General features: G+C 60.9%; 17 protein-coding genes. 7 read left to right on the top strand and 10 right to left on the bottom strand.

What is annotated here, in order from left to right:
- Position 1 precedes the first annotated feature (1 nt).
- From ACMFWR_RS20545 to ACMFWR_RS20530, 4 genes are all read right to left on the bottom strand, one after another.
- Positions 2-697 carry a class II aldolase/adducin family protein gene (locus ACMFWR_RS20545; RefSeq protein WP_413196536.1) on the bottom strand — a complete coding sequence of 232 codons (696 nt, stop codon included), beginning with the start codon at positions 695-697 and terminating at the stop codon, positions 2-4.
- A complete protein-coding gene (gene mtnA / locus ACMFWR_RS20540) occupies positions 694-1,764 on the bottom strand; it encodes an S-methyl-5-thioribose-1-phosphate isomerase (RefSeq protein WP_413197302.1) in 1,071 nt (356 codons plus the stop codon). Before mtnA ends, ACMFWR_RS20545 begins: the two co-directional genes overlap by 4 nt.
- A gap of 198 nt (positions 1,765-1,962) precedes the next feature.
- Positions 1,963-3,321, bottom strand: a complete 1,359-nt coding sequence (gene mtnK, locus ACMFWR_RS20535) for an S-methyl-5-thioribose kinase (RefSeq protein ID WP_413196535.1) — start codon at positions 3,319-3,321, stop codon at positions 1,963-1,965.
- 27 nt (positions 3,322-3,348) lie between these two features.
- Positions 3,349-4,044 (bottom strand): GntR family transcriptional regulator, encoded by a 696-nt coding sequence (locus ACMFWR_RS20530; protein WP_413196534.1) that lies wholly within the window; start codon positions 4,042-4,044, stop codon positions 3,349-3,351.
- Between the two features lie 382 nt (positions 4,045-4,426).
- Between ACMFWR_RS20530 and ACMFWR_RS20525 the strand changes: the two genes are divergently transcribed.
- The gene (locus tag ACMFWR_RS20525) at positions 4,427-5,458 is read left to right on the top strand and encodes a hypothetical protein (protein WP_413196533.1); all 1,032 of its coding nucleotides are present in this window, start codon (positions 4,427-4,429) and stop codon (positions 5,456-5,458) included.
- A 177-nt stretch (positions 5,459-5,635) separates the two neighbouring features.
- Here ACMFWR_RS20525 and ACMFWR_RS20520 read toward each other — a convergent pair whose 3' ends face one another.
- Positions 5,636-6,277, bottom strand: coding sequence for a DUF1109 domain-containing protein (locus ACMFWR_RS20520; RefSeq protein WP_413196532.1), 642 nt, complete (start codon positions 6,275-6,277; stop codon positions 5,636-5,638).
- Entirely contained in the window at positions 6,274-6,846 is a 573-nt protein-coding gene (locus tag ACMFWR_RS20515) for a sigma-70 family RNA polymerase sigma factor (RefSeq protein ID WP_413196531.1), read from the bottom strand. The genes ACMFWR_RS20520 and ACMFWR_RS20515 overlap by 4 nt, the downstream gene beginning before the upstream one ends.
- Before the next feature lie 158 nt (positions 6,847-7,004).
- Between ACMFWR_RS20515 and ACMFWR_RS20510 the strand changes: the two genes are divergently transcribed.
- Positions 7,005-7,631 (top strand): TetR/AcrR family transcriptional regulator, encoded by a 627-nt coding sequence (locus ACMFWR_RS20510; protein ID WP_413196530.1) that lies wholly within the window; start codon positions 7,005-7,007, stop codon positions 7,629-7,631.
- 60 nt (positions 7,632-7,691) lie between these two features.
- Here ACMFWR_RS20510 and ACMFWR_RS20505 read toward each other — a convergent pair whose 3' ends face one another.
- The 4 genes from ACMFWR_RS20505 to ACMFWR_RS20490 form a co-directional block, all read right to left on the bottom strand.
- Positions 7,692-8,096, bottom strand: coding sequence for an MAPEG family protein (locus ACMFWR_RS20505; protein WP_413196529.1), 405 nt, complete (start codon positions 8,094-8,096; stop codon positions 7,692-7,694).
- 135 nt (positions 8,097-8,231) lie between these two features.
- A complete protein-coding gene (locus ACMFWR_RS20500) occupies positions 8,232-9,062 on the bottom strand; it encodes a class I SAM-dependent methyltransferase (protein ID WP_413196528.1) in 831 nt (276 codons plus the stop codon).
- Positions 9,063-9,294: 232 nt separating this feature from the next.
- Positions 9,295-10,263 (bottom strand): GlxA family transcriptional regulator, encoded by a 969-nt coding sequence (locus tag ACMFWR_RS20495; protein WP_413196527.1) that lies wholly within the window; start codon positions 10,261-10,263, stop codon positions 9,295-9,297.
- Positions 10,264-10,393: 130 nt separating this feature from the next.
- Positions 10,394-10,684 carry a hypothetical protein gene (locus tag ACMFWR_RS20490; protein ID WP_413196526.1) on the bottom strand — a complete coding sequence of 97 codons (291 nt, stop codon included), beginning with the start codon at positions 10,682-10,684 and terminating at the stop codon, positions 10,394-10,396.
- Positions 10,685-11,071: 387 nt separating this feature from the next.
- Between ACMFWR_RS20490 and ACMFWR_RS20485 the strand changes: the two genes are divergently transcribed.
- From ACMFWR_RS20485 to ACMFWR_RS20465, 5 genes are all read left to right on the top strand, one after another.
- Positions 11,072-12,097, top strand: a complete 1,026-nt coding sequence (locus ACMFWR_RS20485) for a LacI family DNA-binding transcriptional regulator (RefSeq protein WP_413196525.1) — start codon at positions 11,072-11,074, stop codon at positions 12,095-12,097.
- Positions 12,098-12,135: 38 nt separating this feature from the next.
- A complete protein-coding gene (locus ACMFWR_RS20480; RefSeq protein WP_413196524.1) occupies positions 12,136-13,497 on the top strand; it encodes an ABC transporter substrate-binding protein in 1,362 nt (453 codons plus the stop codon).
- Positions 13,498-13,614: 117 nt separating this feature from the next.
- Positions 13,615-14,454 (top strand): carbohydrate ABC transporter permease, encoded by an 840-nt coding sequence (locus ACMFWR_RS20475; RefSeq protein ID WP_413196523.1) that lies wholly within the window; start codon positions 13,615-13,617, stop codon positions 14,452-14,454.
- A complete protein-coding gene (locus ACMFWR_RS20470; protein ID WP_413196522.1) occupies positions 14,451-15,296 on the top strand; it encodes a carbohydrate ABC transporter permease in 846 nt (281 codons plus the stop codon). Before ACMFWR_RS20475 ends, ACMFWR_RS20470 begins: the two co-directional genes overlap by 4 nt.
- Positions 15,297-15,429: 133 nt before the next feature.
- On the top strand, positions 15,430-17,571 hold the full coding sequence (locus ACMFWR_RS20465; protein WP_413196521.1) for an ADP-ribosylglycohydrolase family protein: 2,142 nt from the start codon (positions 15,430-15,432) through the stop codon (positions 17,569-17,571).
- Positions 17,572-17,580: the final 9 nt, after the last annotated feature.

The raw sequence follows: 17,580 nt of genomic DNA, 5'->3' as shown, positions 1-17,580 counted from the left end.
TTCAGTGTCCCTGCCCGTCTGCCGCCGGCTTGCGCGGTCCGTACGTCTTGAATCGGTCGATGGCCTCACGAATCGCTTCGTCAGACAGCAACGGCGGCTCGCCCATCTGCAACGCGAGCAGATACTGTTTTGCCAATACCTCGACTTCGTTGGCCAGCCACAGCGCGCGCGACAGGTCGCGGCCGATCGCGATCACGCCATGGTGCGCAAGCAGGCAGGCCGTACGCGCTTCGAGCGCCTCGATCGCGTGGTCCGACAACGCCTGCGTGCCGAATGTCGCGTACGGCGCGCAGCGAATCGAATCGCCACCGGCCGCAGTCACCATGTAGTGGATCGCCGGAATACCGCGCTCATGAATCGAAACAGCCGTCGCCGCCGTCGAATGCGTATGCACGACGGCGTGAACATCCGTCCGATGCTGCAGGATGTCCCGATGAAAACGCCATTCACTCGACGGCCGGCTCGTCTCGAACACGGGCGAATCCGGCTCGACATCCATCGGCAGCCAGACGATGGCCTCGGCCGACAAAGCCTGCGCCGGAATCCCGCTCGGCGTGATCAGCAATCCATCGCGCCACCGGGCGCTGACATTGCCCGACGTGCCCTGATTGATGCCGAGCCGGTTCATTTCACGCGCCGTCGCAACAATCTCGTTGCGCAAGACGCGTTCCGTGTCGGCACCGGACGTTGGGCTCATCGATGCGCTCCGAACATCGACGCGAGGTTCTGACCATACGGCTCGCTCACGATCCCGAGTTCAGTCACATATCCCGTCACCAGGGTGTGCGGCGTCACGTCGAAAGCCGGGTTGCGGACCTTGATGCCCGTGGGCGCGGTCGGGCGAGCACCGAACGACGTGACCTCCGCGGCGCCGCGTTCCTCGATGACGATCGAGCGGCCGTCGGGTGTCTCGAGATCGAGCGTCGAAGACGGGCATGCCACGTAGAACGGCACATTGAAGTGCTTGCACGCGATCGCGAGGCTCAGCGTGCCGATCTTGTTGGCGAAGTCTCCGTTCGCTGCGACACGATCGGCGCCGACGATCACGAGGTCGATCAAGCCCTGCGACATCATCGACGCCGCCATGCCATCGGTGATCAAGGTGACGTCAATACCGGCTACCTGCAATTCGTAAGCCGTCAAACGGGCGCCCTGAAGCAAAGGCCGCGTTTCGTCCGCATAGACGCGAAACGGCCTGCCTTCGTGATGCGCGAGATAAAGCGGTGCAGTCGCGGTGCCGAGACCCGTCGTAGCCAGCGCACCCGCATTGCAGTGCGTGAGCACGCCCATATTCGGCTTGATCAGCGACAGGCCATGCCGGCCAATCTGCTCGCATAGCAACCGGTCTTCCTCATGAATGCAGCGGGCTTCCGCGACCAGCGCGTCGTACAACTCGAGTGATGTCGTCGCGTTGTGGCGCTGCGCCGCTGACAGCATGCGTTTGAGGCCCCAGCCGAGATTGACCGCGGTCGGGCGGGCGCTGTCGAGATACGCCGCACGTTCGGTCAGGCGGTCACGAAACGCATCGATCGCGGTATCGCGATACGGTTGCATGGCGACGCACAGTCCATATGCCGCGGCCACGCCGATGGCAGGCGCGCCGCGCACGCGCAGCTCATGGATCGCGCGCCAGACGGCCTCGGCCGTAGCAACCGTCTCGACTACCGTTTCTCCGGGCAGGCGGCGTTGGTCAAGAATGCGTAAGGTGTCGTCTTCCCAGACGAGCGTCGCGGGCAGGTTCGACAAAAGGGACGGCGCAATCATGCGGTCTCCGGAAAGCGGCAAGTCGAGTGTCGTATTCAATGGTGCTTCCAGCATGTCGATGTCGGTCGATGTCTGTCCATGTCCGTCCATGTCTGTCGATTTCTCAGGCGCGATCACACTGCGCCTGCGTGGGTTCGGTCAGTGTCATGCAGGGCTTTCCGCGCGGGCCATGCCTCACTTTTTTCATCCTTTCTGACCCTATGCCCGGAAGGTGGCTTGAATGCTGCGCGCAAGCGCAGCGACCTCTTCGATCGACCCGATTGATTCGTGCTCGAGCAGCAACGATTCCGCGCAACGCAGACAGCGTGTTTCGACGCGCGCGCGAACGGCCTCATCCGGAATGCTCGTAATATCGGCGACCTTCGCCATGCCCAGCACGCGGCGCACCATCTTGCAGCCTGCAAAGCCAAGCGTCTGCGCAAGCAGCTTCTTGAGGAAACGGGCACGGAACGCAGCCGCGCAATCGTTTGAGAAATCGTCGCCAATAAAATGGCTGTTGCGGCGGCCTTCATGCTCACGCCAGAGTCCGTCGAACTTGCTTTCGAACTGGTTCCAGATCGACGTCATCTGATCGAGCAGCCAGTCCTGATAGCGGATGCGATCTGTGCCCGGAGCCGATGCAATTTGCGCGCCCTCTTTTGTCGCGGTGGCCAGATCACGTGCCACTGCCTGATGCGCGGCCATCGTGCTTGCAACGGCATGCGCATCGGGACGGTCGTGCCACTCGCGCGAGAAGAACGCGAGCAGCAGGTTCGCGAGCAGCGCTCCAATGTCGAATCCCATCGGCCCATAAAACGCGAACTCGGGATCGATCACATACGTCTCGTCCTCGTTGACCATGATCGAGCCGGTGTGCAGATCGCCATGCAGCAAGGTCTCTGCCGCATTCATGAACGTCCACTTCATTTCCCCGACGACCGAACGGACCTTGGGCGAGCGCCAGAGGCGTTCGATCTCCGTGCGCGGCAATGCAGGGTTGTAGATGTTCGAAGGGTGGTCTTCAAACGGATACGTGAAGACGAGGTCTTCGGTGATCTTGCAGAGTTCGACATTGATCGATGCCCTCACGGCCTGCTTCTTCACATCCGGCGCAAGAAACAGGTCAGAGCCGAAAAACAGCGTGTGCGCGAGATACGTCGACATATGATCGGCGAGGCGCGGATAGACGACGCCGTCCATCAGGCCTTGCCGCAGTATCCGGTGCGTCATCAGTCGCTGCATGACCACGAGAAACAGGCCACTGTCGGCATGAAACACCTTGGGCACGTGCTCGGGACACAGCGCGGCAAAGCGGCGCAGCGCTCCGACTTCGCGCTCCATGCGGTGCCGCGTGAGCGGCCATGTCTTGCCGGCCAACCGCAAAAACGGCGGCGCCTGCTTGACGACGACGCTCTTCGCCGGCGCGCGCACGTTCGTCGCAAAGTAGACGAAATTCAGATTGCCATCGCCGACCTCGGCGATATCGAGCTCGTCCGGGTCGTCGAGCAGCGCGCTCAGCGCGGGTACGGCACGTAAATACGCAGAGAGCTCGGACGAGCTCATTGCTTCAAACTCCATGGCGTCTCCTCCATGTTCGATTCGGTCTTAGCGCTTTTTGCGGACCAGGTCGAATTTGAAGATGCTGGTGTTGTAGTAGTCGTTGCTGTAGCAAATCGGCTCGCCGGTATCGTCGAAGTCGACTTCGTCGAGCAGTAAAAACAATCCGATGCTGTCACCCAGCTCAGGCAAGTCACGCTGCGTCAGGATGGTCGGCTGGATCGAGGTGTGCGTATGCGACAGCCGCCGCCCTGCCCGCCCGAACATTGCAAACAACGACTCTCCGAGCTGCGAATCCGCGGCGTCGAAAATGGCCTTCGGCACGGTGTCGATGCAATACGCAGCGATCGCGTCGTCGGCACACCGCACGCGTTCGATGCGCACACACGGGTCGCCCACGCGCAATCGCAGCTTGTCCGCAAGCGTCTCGTCAGCCTGGATGCGGTCCATCTGCAAGCGGCAGGTCGACGGCACACCACCTACCGCGTGAATCATGTCGGTCACTGAAAGCAGATCGTCGAGTCCGCCCTGAAGCTTGAGCGACACCTGCCTGACGAAGGTGCCGCGTCCTTGCAGACGCGACAGCAGGCCATGCGAAATCATCTGCGCGACCGCTTCCCGCAAGCTCGACCGCCCTACGCCAAGCAACTCGCACAGTTCGGGCTCCGTCGGAATCTGGTCGCCTGGCTTGAGCGCGCGTTCACGAATCATCGCCATCAACGATTCCTGAATCTTCTCGCTCATCGAGTGCTCGATACTCAGTCGCATGGGCCTTTTTTCCAGTGAGTGAAGTGCACTCTACATCAGACGTCTGATGTTTTAACGCAGGGAAAACCCGAACTCACAGCGTTAATCACCGGTAAATTGCCCGATTCTCGCGAATTTCCGCACTGCATCACAACGATCTGACCCGATCCATTAACAATACATCTGATGACTGGAGAGGCGTCTCAAACGGCGTCTCAAACGATGTCGAGGCGGTTGCTTTGGGTGGTCATGAAAAAGGCTCAGGAGCTGTAACCGCGATGTTCGTCCGGACGAATTAGACGCTGCCCCCATAGAGGGCGAGGCATGCAATCGAAGTTCAAGACGTCCCCCTTTTTAGTCAGCACATCGAGGAACAGCCATGAAGCAACTAGCCCTTAGCAGTGCGATAGCCCTGACGCTGCTTTCAGCCACGATCGCCCATGCGGAAACCAACGCGCGCGTCGTCACGTCGTCGAATACGCAGGTCAACGAATTACTCGTGTACAACACGGACGGCACGCTCGCCGGACAAGTGAAAACCGGCGGCATGGGCGGGGTCAGCGGCAATGCGGGCGGTATCGCGCAGAACCATGACCTGCTTGCGGTCGTCAACTTTGGATCGAAGAACGTGACGGTCTTCGCGAAGGACGGGAACCTCGGACTCCACCCGGTCGCGCTGATTCCGGCCGTGGCCAATCCGGTCAGCGTTGTGTTCCGCAACGATCACCTGTACATCCTGTCGACGACGCATATCGAGTCGCATCCGGTCGATCGCTTCTCGGTCAGCCCGCGCCCTGACGGCACGGCGACGCTGGTACTGGGAGATGGTTCGGCCGCTCAAGTCGGCGCGGTCGACAATGAACTGGTGATCAGCGAAAAGAACAACGTAATTGAAACGGTCGGACTGTCGAAGAACGGCGCGGTCGCGGGTTCGACGAAGACCGTCGCGAACATTCCGACGAACGTCAACGCGCCGTTTGGCCTGGTGACGCGTGGCAACGATGCGTATGTCACGATCGCCCACGCCAACGAGATCAGCCTGGTGCGCGACGATGCCGTTTTGACTGTAACCGGATCGGGTACACAACAAGCGCCGTGCTGGGTCACGCTCGACGGCCCGTTCCTGTTCTCGTCGAATTCGCCGAGCCATACGGTGTCGCGTTACGCAGTCTATGGCCAGAAAATCATTCAGGACGCGGCCGTTGTGACGACCTTCCAGGGCAACCCGACGGATATCGTCTACCGCGACAAGCTCGCTGCCGTGGTCGACGCAAACGGTACGGTGTCACATGTGTCGATCTTCGACGTCGATGAAGATGGCAACTTCAATCTCAAGCACGCCGTGACCATCAACAACATCAATACGAACGGCATCGCGATCATGCGCGACGACAGCCGCTTCAATTTCTGATGTCAACCTGCTGCTGTTGATTGTTGATGTCGACGACGCCTGGATTTCCGCATTGATCCCGCGCCGGCTTGTCTGCTCGGAAGACTCGGGCAGACAAGCCGGCGTGAATCGTTGAAGCGGGTAGCGACGACGTCGTCGTGTCGGGATGACGCGAGTCACACACGTTGCGCTTTTCGACTACCAGCGCAGCAGCTTCGGCCCCCAAAGCGCACCGATGACCGCGGGGATCGCCATGCCGAGCACATACCAGATCGCCCAGAACGCCACGCCCATTTCAGGGCAATGCAGGCTATAGGCGATCGTGGCAATCGCCCCCGAAAGCAAACCGCCCGCCGCACCCGCGACGCGTGGCGACGTGGGCGCCAGACCGCGCATGGCAATCTGAATGGCAATGAATGTCGGCACCGAGAGCAAAGCGATATTGAATGGGCAGACACGCCACGTCTGGCCGAGCATCATCGCAACGCGCTCGTCAGCCGGCGTGCCCATCAGGACGATCAGGGCGCTGAACCACACCACGGCGACCGGCGCCGCGGCAACCAGCCAGGCATTACCGGCACGGCGTCCCGGACGCGAAAGACGCGCCACCGCCCACATCGCGCCAATGCCAAGCACGGTCGGAAACGCCAGCTTCTCCCAGAAAATGGGCACATGCACCATCCGGCCAATATCGGGCCGCACGCCGAATGCGAGCTGCATCAGTAGGACGGATCCGATCGCACCGATCAACAGTGCAACACTCATACGCCGCTGCAAGACGTGCCGATCGACCGGTGTTGCACCGGTCGCGAGCATCGCAACGAGGTCGTCCGTTTTCATAGCAAATCTTTAATCTTCAAGGCCAATGCCTTGAGTCCACGATGAATCCCGACCTTGACGGCCGATTCCGACAGCCCGGTGATCTCTGCTGTTTCCGCCACCGATAATCCCTGCAATTTTACGTGCACGATGGGCAGGCGCTGTTTATCGGGCAGCGTCTCGAGTAATTTCCCGATGTCTCTTCGCGCATCGGTGGCGTGTTCATCCGATGTTCCGAAGAAATCCGCATAGTCGTCAAGCGGCTCATTCAAAGCCTCATAACGCGAACGCGATCGCAAATAATCGATGAGCTTGTATTTCGCCACAGCGTGCAGCCACGCCGTCAACGGCTGAGATGCGTCGTACGTATGCCTCGCATTGTGCACCGCGAGCAGCGCTTCCTGAACGACATCTTCGACATCGTCGGGAAACTGGTACAGCCGCTTTCGAAGAAACGCGCGTAAATGACCGGTCAGCGCGCCAAGAAACGACCGGTACGACACGGCATCACCGTCGAGCCCCGCGAGGAACAGCTGCTTGAGCCGCTCCTCGACCGGGCGCGTAGCCCCACCTTCTCTTATTCGATCCATCTGGCGATTCGGTTACACCGGGCAAAAAATCCCGGCGATACATCAAACCCCAGAGATCAGCCGGTCGTGCGCCATATCTAGAGCGCGCGATCTAGAATACACGGCGAGATGTTTCATGGCAATCTCGCGAGTTAGCAAGCGCAGCACAGGAGTGATACGTGGCACGACGCAAGGAATTTGACGAAAACGCAGTACTCGAGCACGCCGTGCAATGCTTTTGGTCGCACGGTTATGAAGCCACGTCGGTACGCGATCTCGCCCGGCATATGGGCATCGCGGGCGCCAGCCTGTACAACGCCTACGGCGACAAGCGATCGCTCTACGCCCTCGCGCTCGACTATTACGTCGAGCACAGCTTCAAGGAGCGCGAACGGCGCTTTTCGCAATTGCCGCCGCGTGATGCGATTCGCGGATTTCTGAACGAGCTCGTCGAGCGGTCAATCGAAGATCCGGACCATAAAGGCTGCATGCTGGTGAATGCCGCTCTCGAAGTCGCGCCCTATGACGCGGATTTCCGGCAAGTCGTCGCGGGCGTGTTCGCGCAGATCGAGGCCTTTCTTCTGCGCTCCGTGAGGGCCGGACAACTGGATGGCTCGATTCCGACCGAGCATGTGCCCGCCGATATGGCGCGCCTGCTGCTGGGCGCCGTCATCGGCATCCGCGTACTCGCGCGTACGCGCCCCGATGCCGAGTTGTTGCGCGGTCTGGTACGCCCCCTCTTCGCGATGCTCGAGCCACGCGACGCGTCACGCCAGGTTGTGCTGGATACGCTGCTGCAGAGTTGAATGACTCAAACCGGCGAGCTCAAGGCCATCTCTGCGACAGCGCGGTCATAAGCGCTCTGCTCAAACGTGACCTAACACCGCTGCCGCGATCACGAGCGTTGCTGCGACGCCCACGATGTATGACACCGTGCGAAGGATCGGAATGCCGGCGGCATAGACAAGGTAGTGAACGATACGAGCCCAGAGATAAATCTTGGCGGCCATGATCGTTGCCGGCGTGCTCACGCCAATCATTGCTGCAATGATGACGACAGGCGCGAAAACAACCAGGTTTTCCACCGCGTTCGCATGAGCGCGACGCGCTCGTTCAGCCCATGCAGGATCAGCCGGCATGCGCGGATCGGGGTTGCCGAACGTGCGCATGATGCCGCGCGTCAACATTCGCGCGCTCATATAGGGCACCCACATCAAGACCGTCAAAATAGCGACGATCGTAAGCGCATAGAGTTCCGGCGTGAGTTTCATGATCGTTGCCCTCGTGTGGGTTGATCTACTTTAGGCAGTGTCAGCCGACTGCGCAATCGCAAGCACCTTCTTCCAATGCGCGACGACGGCAAGCTTGACGTCGTCGCATCGTGTGCCGCGCGATGGCGCTTGCGATCAGGGCTTTTCAAACATGGCTTGCAGCAAGCCGACGCGGCCCTCTTGCAAGCTACGGGACAAATTGGCGCCCATCTGTGCAAATCCCGGCCCCATAGCGAGGTGAAGACCCAACGCAGGGGGCGATGTCCGTTGCGCGCGTTCTTTTTCACGTTGGGCAAACCACTCCGCGCCGGCTTGCGTGCTATCCGCCGACCAGACCCGCCGAAACCCCTGCGCCTCGACAAGACGCATCGTTTCATCTGCCGTCACGAGAAAGCTCGTCGACGAATCCGTCGCCCAAGGGACAGGGAAATACGGCAGCGCATCGTTGAGTGCCACCACGTCATAGATCGCAAAGCGACCTCCCGAACGCAATACGCGAAACGCTTCCCGATAGAGTCCGGCGCGATCGGCGATGTTCATCGCAACATGCTGCGTCCATGCCGCATCGAATGCTTCGGCATCGAACGGCAAACTCAGGGCATTCGCCTGACGATAGGACACGCGGCCGGCGAGCCCCGTCTTCTCGGCCAGGAGTGCCGCAGCTTCAACGAACGGTAAGCTGAAATCAATGCCGGTCACAGCGCATCCGTACTTTGCAGCCAGATAGCGAGACGGGCCGCCCAACCCCGAGCCGATATCCAGCACCCGGGACGATGCATTGACCTGAAGAACGTCCGCCAATTCGACCGTCGCCTCGAGGCCGCGCGAATGAAATTGGTCCAGCGGCGCGAGATCTTCCGCTCGCAGAGCGTGCCCCTCACGCCCCAGGGATGAGAGCGCGCCTTCAAGGCGCTGCACCAGCCCTTCCGGTGTGTAGTGTTGCGAATCCTGTCCTGCTGCTGCCATCCTGCCCTCCGATTGAATGCAACCAGCCGGCCATTGCATGGCGCTTGAGCCCATGCCGCGCCGTGCGACTGTTTGCGATCGATGCACTCAGGGTGATGCTGTGCATTCCGGACTCAAGTCTAAGGCTCGCTTCGATGACGTGGCAGAGGCGCAAACGACAACTTTATGGCCATTTGCGACAGGATCCGCTGCGGCACGTTCTGCGTGGTGCGTCTCGATGGCTAAGCGTGTGTCATCGCAACGCATTCCGAAGGTCCCTCACGCCTTTGCCCAATCGCTGACGCAACAGTGTGCGCAAGGTCGCGCCATCGACGTATCCGACTTCTGCTGCAATCGCTTCGACGTCCATACCGCTACCGTGAAGCAGTGACTGCGCACGCTCGACGCGCAGGTCCTGGAAGTATGCAAGCGGCGATTTACCCAGCACCTCCTGGCAACGGCGTTGCAATGAACGAGGGCTTGTTGCCAGCGCGCTGGCCGCGTCTTGCAGCGAGAACCCCGTTTTGAGGTTCTTGCGCGACCACTGTTCGAAGCGCTGCACAAGCGGGTCGGCTTGGGCAAGATGATTCGGGATGATGTACGCCGCTTGCGAGGTCCGGATATCGGCCAGCAGATAGCGTGACACGAGCGTCGCGAGTTCCGGGCTGGCCTTACGGATCAGCCAGAGCGCCAGATCGAGGTGCCCCATCGCGGCGCCGGCGGTCACGCCGACATCCGTCGCGACAAGCATGCGCGATTCGTCGAGCTTGACGTTCGGATAGCGTTGACGAAACAGCGGCGAAAGCGACCATGTGGTCGTCGCCTCGCGATCGTCGAGCAAGCCGGCCTCGGCAAGGATAAAGGTCCCCAGGCAGGAGCCGGCAATCATCGCGCCTTCGGCGTTCCACTCGAGCAGCTGCGCCTGGGCTTCAACGACATCGGGTCGATCAAGCACAGGAAGCAGCAGTTCCGGAACGGGCGCGCCGACTGCCGGAACCACGATCCAATCGGGTTTCAGCGCGGGCGTGATCGGCTCGACCGGAATGAGAAAGCCTTGCCCGGAGCGCACGCGCTTGCGCACCCCCACCACGGAAACATCGAACAAGGGCTTCTTGCTGCCCATCGCGCGGACCGCAAGGTTATTGGCAGCCCGTATGGAATCGAGTGTGACGGACAGGCCCGTATCGAACACTCCTTCGAGCGCGAGCACAGAAATACGCATGGCGTGAATGCCCCTGAATTCGATGTTTACGACAATACGCCATTGCGGGCGCGGATGCCACGCCCATACGAAACGTCGCAGCCACCCGCCCCCGCAAGCGCGTCGATCATTTAGCCGACGCGCCCGGCGCTTAGTGCTGAATCAGACGTCCCAGCGGGGTAAGCGGGCCCACTGGCGTGAAGTCGAACGAAATGAAGCCACCTGCGGCGAGCGGGAGCTTGCCTACGGTGGCTTTGGCTTCCTCGACCGACGCAACGTCCATCAGGAACACCACGCCGGGGCGATCCGTGCGAAACCAGAACTGTTCGATCTTGCCGTCCAGATAGAGCTGAAGCGTCGCCGGGACTTCTTTCACCATCACGGTCTGCTGCTCTTCAGGCGTCGGTTGCCTGGTGAGATTGCCAGTTGCAAAAACCTTCATGAGTGATCTCCAGATTCGATGTCGTTGCGACATGCAACGGGAGCCACTTTAGCGATCGAGGTCACGATTGCGTATCGCCTTAAATGACAACTTTAGCGTCGTTTGCGACATGCTTCGATTTCGGCGCGTCGTCGGCTACGTGCCGGAATGTCAGTAGTTCGACAGGGCCAACGACGGCCCGATGTGCACCTGTCTCGCACACATCACTGACATCAATTTGTCGCGCTCCTGACGTCATGCCTTCACACGTTCGGCAATATCGACGGCACATCTTCGCCCGCCTCGACTTTTTACCGCCGCCATGCAGTTCTAAGGGACAACCCTCGTATGTTCTCGCCCAAAACGCGTGATAACGTGGCTACTAATACGAATTACTAATCAGCCTCGATGGACAAGAAACCGGTGCTCGCACGACGTGCGACGCAGCGCGACATCGCTCGTCTTGCGAATGTTTCGCAGACGACTGTGTCGTTGATTCTCGGCAATTCGACCACGCAATCGTTTCCCGGCGAAACGCTGGAACGCGTGTTCAATGCTGCGCGCGAACTCGGATATGTGCCGAACCGGCTTGCACAAGCGCTCAAGACGCACCGCACGATGACGCTCGCCTGCGTCGTGCCCGATATCGGCAACCCGTTCTATCCGACGCTCGTACGTGGCGTGCAGCTCGCGGCCGAAGGCGAAGGCTACGACGTCATCGTGCTCAACACGCACTCGGACGCTGAGCGCGAGAAACGCGTGCTTCAGTGGGGCATGCAAGGCCGCGTCGACGGCATCGTCGGCGTGTTCTTCTCCCTGCGCGCGCAAGACTTCGAACCGCTGACGCGCGCCGGCATCGGCGTGCTGCGGATCGAAACGGCGGCCAAGAAACGCGGACCGCTGCCGATCGACAATCTGTTCGTCGACAACAAGGCCGCCGCAACCGCGGCAACCCGTTACCTGCTCGAACGCGGGCACTCGCGCATCACGATGGTCACCGGCGCGGGCGGCCCCCAGGATTCGCGCGCAATGGGCTATGAACGCACGATGCGCGAAGCCGGACTCGCGCCTGACATCGTCGTGTCGACGAACTTCGATGAAGACGGCGGTGCACGCGCGGCGCGCGACATTCTTGCGCGATCTTCACGCCCGAGCGCGATCTTCGCGGCCAACGATCTGATGGCGATCGGCGTCATGCAGGTGCTCAGGGAGGCGAATGTCCGCATGCCCGACGACATGGCGGTCATGGGCTTCGACGATATCTTCGCGGCACGCGTGCTCACGCCCTCGCTCACGACCGTCAATCAGTTTCAAAACGTGCTCGGCCAGGTCGCCGCGCACATGATCCTGCAGCGAATCAGTGACCTGCCGCCGGGCACGCCGGCCCGGCATCGGGAAATGCCATTCGAGGTCGTCTCACGCGCGTCTGCGTGAAGTTGCGGCCCCACGAACATCTCTATCGGGAGACATCGATGACTCGACACTTCGCAACGACAACCTGGCGCACGGCCTTGAGCCGCGCGCTGATCGGCACCGCGATGGCCGCCTGCACGGCGCTCGCGCTGCCCTCGCCCGCTGCATGGGCGGCCGGCCCGATTACGCTCTGGTATCAACGCGGCGGCACGCCGGACCAGCAAAAGGTCCTGCAAAAGGATCTCGTCGAGCCGTTCAACGCGGCCAACCCGGGCAGCCCGCTGACGCTCGACGTGCGCTCGTCCAACGGCGACAAGCAGATCCGCATGGCGGTGCTCGCCGGGCACGGCCCCGATATCGTCATGACGCCGGGGCCAAGCTATGCGCTCTCGCTGATCGATTCGGGCCACCTGTTGCCGCTCGACAGCTATATCCAGAAATACCACCTCGACCAGCGCATCCTCGCGCCGGTGCTCAAGTCAGGCCAATACAACGGCCATATCTACGCACTGCCGCGCACGTTCGAAACGATGGTCCTGTATTACAACAAGACGCTGTTCGCCAAGAACGGATGGCAACCGCCGAAAACACTCGCCGAACTCAATACGCTCGCTACCGCCATGCAGGCCAAGGGCATCACGCCGTTCTCGGTGGGTAATGGCGACTGGCGCGGGGCCAATGAGTGGCACGTCACGGTTGTACTCAACCACTTCGCGGGCCCCGACAATGTCTATAAGGCGCTCAAGGGCGAGTTGCCATGGACTGCACCCGTGTTCCAGCAGGCGATCGGGGTGCTCAACGACTGGTATCAGAAGGGATGGTTCGGCAAGGACTATTTCTCGCTGACAAGCGACCAGCAGGCCTTGCGGCTGGCCAAGGGTGAAGCCGGCATGGCGCCGAACGGCACGTTCTCGTTCGACTTCATGACCAAGGCCTTTGCGCAGACCGGGCAGGAACTTGGCGTCGCGCCGCTGCCGAGCATGCGTGACGGTGTGCCGTATCCGACCTACGCGATCGGCATCGGCAGCACATTCTCGATCAACAAGAGTTCTCAAAACCCCGACGCCGCCGCCGCGTTCCTCGACTATGTCTACTCGGATGCGTTCTACGACCGCATCAGCAAAGACTGGCCAGGCGATTGGAATCTGCCGCTGACGTCGATCAGCGAGGCCAAGCTTGAAAAGAATGTGTCGCCGCTGTTCGCAGCGACCATCTCGGGCTTTGCCAAGGGCGTGCAGGACGGTCACTACGGCTACACGACGTGGACGTACTGGCCGCCGGCGACCGAAGACTATCTGATCCGCGGCATCGAACAGGTCTGGCTCAACAAGATTACCGTCGCACAGTACTTGCAGACGATGCAGGACACGTTCGCCAAGGAACTCAAGGACGGCAAAGTGCCGCCGATCGCGGCGCGATAACACGCGTGTGACGGGCGCTCGAACGCCACGCTTTCCCGAGCGTTCGGGCATCGATATCCAGGCACGGCCGGCAACGCTGTATCGCCCGCCTGCCGATCCCCTCAAGGTGGATGCGTTATGTGGTTTTTGCTGCCGGCCCTCCTGATCAACGCAGCGATCATCCTGATCCCCGCGCTGCTCACGATCGCCATGGCGTTTGCAAACTGGGACGGCGTGTCGACGCCGACGTTTGCCGGGCTCGACAATTTCCGGGCACTCGCCGATGACCCGATCTTTCTGCCTGCCCTGCTCAACAACTTCAAATGGACAGCCATTTTCCTGACGATCCCGATCGCCATGGGTCTGGTTGCCGCGTCGTTGCTGTTGATGGTGCGTCGCGGGCGAACGTTCTTTCAGGTCGTCTATTTTCTGCCCGCGATCATTGCAACAGTCGTCACTGCGCGAGTCTGGCAAGGCATGATCTTCAACCCTGACGCCGGCATCATCGGTTACCTGCAGACGTTCGGGTTACACGTATCCGATCCGCTCTCTCGCCCGTCGAGCTCCCTTTATGCGGTGGCGTCCGTCGATCTCTGGCACTGGTGGGGTTTCCTGTGCGTGATCTTCTTTGCGGCGTTCCGTCAGGTCGATGTCTCGCAGATCGAAGCCGCGCGACTCGACGGCGCGCGCTACTTCCAGCTCATGCGCTACGTGCTGCTGCCCGCGATCCGGCCCACGATCGTGCTGATGATGATCATGACGGTCATCTGGTCGTTTCTCGCGTTCGACTTCGTCTACATCCTCACGCAAGGCGGCCCGGCCTATTCAAGCGAGGTGCTGTCGACGCTGTCGTATCGGTATGCGTTCTATAACTTCACGATGGGGCCCGCGGCGGCCGCAGCGCTCGTGATCGCCTTGTTCGGTATTGTTGCGACCGTGTTCTATGTACGTCTTCAACAGCGCGAGGTGCAGGTATGAACGCCTCCGCGAATCAAACGGCGGACCGCACGACGGTCATGATCTCGTACATCCTGCTGACGCTCGGCGCGGTGATTGCCCTGCTGCCCCTTGCCATGATGGCCGTCAGCGCGATCAAGACCAGCGCCGAGATTGTGGCCAACCCGCTGTCGCTTCCCCACGTGCCGCAATGGCGCAATTTCGTGCGCGCGTGGCGCGACACGGATCTTGCGCAAGCGTTGCTCAACAGCGTGAAGGTCACGGGGCTCACGATGGTGCTGATCTGTGTGACCGGTTCGATGGCGGCCTACGCGCTTGCCCGAAGCCGCACGCGCAGTGCGCGATGGATCGCAGGCTATTTCCTCGCGACGACGACGCTGCCGATCCAGCTCTACCTGTTCCCGCTGTACTTCGGCTTCGCCAAGCTCAATCTCGTCGATAACGTCGTGGCCACGGCGTTTATCTACACCGCGATCTACAGCCCGTTTTCGATCTTTCTGCTGCGCACGTATTTCATTGCGATTCCGGTCGAAATCGAAGAGGCGGCGGTGATGGATGGTGCGAATCAATGGCAGGTGTTCTGGCGCGTCACCTTGCCGCTTGCCTCGCCAGGCGTGCTGACCGTCGCTGTGATTGCCGGTCTCAACACCTGGAACGAATTCCTGATTTCGACGACGTTTCTGCAAGGACGCCCCGCGCAGACGGCCATCGTGCGCTTCTACTCAATGGGCGGCCAATACAGCAGCGACTGGGGAGAAATCATGGCGGCCGCGTTGATCATCATCGCGCCCATTGTCGTGTTCTTCCTGCTGATGCAGCGGCGTTTTATCGAAGGCATGGCAAGCGGCTCAGTCAAAGGGTAAGCATGCTTCACGGATCAATTCACGGCTCGATTCACGACTCGATTCACGACTCGATTCACAGCTCGACTCGCAATCGCGGCCCAGGGCTCAATTCAACGCTCATTTGCACGCATCACATCAAGGACTCTCACTCATGTCACTGCCAGACGATTACCTCGAACGTGTCTACGCCGGCGTGCTCGGCAAGCTGATTGGTGTCTTCCTCGGGCGGCCGTTCGAAAACTGGACGCATCAGCGCATCATGAAGGAACTCGGCCCGATCGAATACTACGTCCATGATCGACTCAATGTGCCGCTGGTCGTGACCGACGACGACGTCGCTGGCACGTTCGCCTTTCTGCGCGCGTTCAACGAGCACGGCATCAAGCCTGATCTCTCCTCGGAAGAGATCGGCAAAACCTGGCTGAACAATATCGTCGAGAACCGCGCGATTCTGTGGTGGGGCGGCAGCGGCAACTCGACCGAGCACACCGCGTGGCTCAACCTCAAGCGCGGCATACCCGCGCCGGCCAGCGGCTCGATCGAAACCAATGGGCAGACAGTGGCCGAGCAGATCGGTGCGCAGATCTTTATCGACGGCTGGGCGATGGTCTCACCGGGACAGCCGAAACTCGCCGCTCAACTTGCGACAGAAGCGGCGAAGGTGAGTCACGACGGTGAAGCCGTGCTGGCGGCCAAACTGCTGGCCGCGATGGAGGCTGAAGCGTTCGTGTCGAACGATATCGATCATCTGATCGACGTCGGACTGTCCGTGATTCCGACCGATAGCCTGATCGCGCGGCTGATCGCGGACGTGCGCAAGTGGCATAAGGAATTGCCGGACTGGCACGATTGCCGTCAGCGCATCCAGGACACCTATGGCTACGACAAATTCCCGGGCAACTGCCACGTGGTGCCGAACCATGCACTGATCATCATGAGCCTGCTGTATGCGCCGGACGATTTGCAAAAGGCGTTGATGATCGTCAATACATCGGGCTGGGACACCGACTGTAATTCGGGGAATGTCGGCTGTCTGCTCGGTATCAAGCTCGGTCTTGACGGAATCAATGCGGGTCCCGACTGGCGAGGTCCGATCGCCGACAAGATGCTAATCTCGTCGGCCGACGGCGGCGATGCGGTCACGGATGCCGTCCGCGTTGCATACGACATCGTGGGCTTTGGTCACACGCTCGCAGGCATGCCGCGCCTTGCCGCGCCGAAGAACGGGGCGACGTTTCACTTTTCGCTGCCCGGCAGTGTTCAGGGATTTGAAGCGGACTCGCGACGTGGTGCGCGCGGCGGTCTGCAGATCGCTAACCGTGACAACCAGCTCGCGCTCGATTTCCGCGCGCTCGCGCCCGGTCAGCAATTGAGCGCAATGACGCCGACGTTTTCGCCGCCGAACACGCCCGAAATGCGCACGTACGAGCTGATGGCGACGCCCCTGATTTATTCGGGGCAGTGGCTCGAGGCGCGTGTCAGCGCACCTGCGTCGAACTCAGCGCCGATCCGCACGTGCCTGCGTATCAAGGCATACGCGGAAAACGACACGCTGCGTGATATCGACGGACCGTGCGACACGCTCGCTCCCGGCGCGTCGAAAGTGCTTCGCTGGCAATTGCCCGATACGGGCGGGCAGCCGATCCAGCAGCTCGGGTTCACGCTGACCACCGATGCAGGGCAAGCCAATGGCTCGCTCCTGGTCGACTATGTGCGTTGGGATGGTCCGCCGAAGCTGCATCTTCGCCGCCCGGCCGAGGCGAGTGATTTCTGGCGCGCGGCCTGGATCAATAGCGTCAGCTTCTTCAGCAAGAACTTTCCGATGGCCTTCCGCATTTCGCAGAGCGTGGGCGACGGCATCATCATCCATGGCACGCGGCACTGGAAGGACTACTCGGTGCAAGCGCCGATCACCGTTCACCTCGGCAAGGAAGGCGGGCTCGCGTTCCGCGTGCAAGGGTTGCGTCGTTACTACGCGCTGCTGCTCTGTCGCGACGGGTATCTGCGCCTGATCAAGAACCGCGACGGCGAACGCACTGTACTTGCCGAGCAGGCTTACGCCTGGCAGTTCGAAAAGCCTCAGTACATGCACGTGACGGTCGAAGGTTCACGCATCCGCTGCTCGATCGAGGGCAAGCCTGTCTTCGATGTCGAGGATGCGACGCAACCGTATCAGGACGGCGGCATTGGCCTCGTGATTTACGAAGGGGCATTGTCGACGCCCGAGGTTCACGTCGGCGCGGTAGACGCAAGTGCCGAGCACGCGCACTCGCAACAGGCCACCACGGCGTGATCGGGAGAC

Source organism: Pararobbsia alpina (assembly GCF_965118125.1).
In the GTDB taxonomy this organism is placed as follows: Bacteria; Pseudomonadota; Gammaproteobacteria; order Burkholderiales; family Burkholderiaceae; genus Pararobbsia; species Pararobbsia alpina_A.
This window is presented reverse-complemented; position numbering and strand designations above follow the sequence as displayed.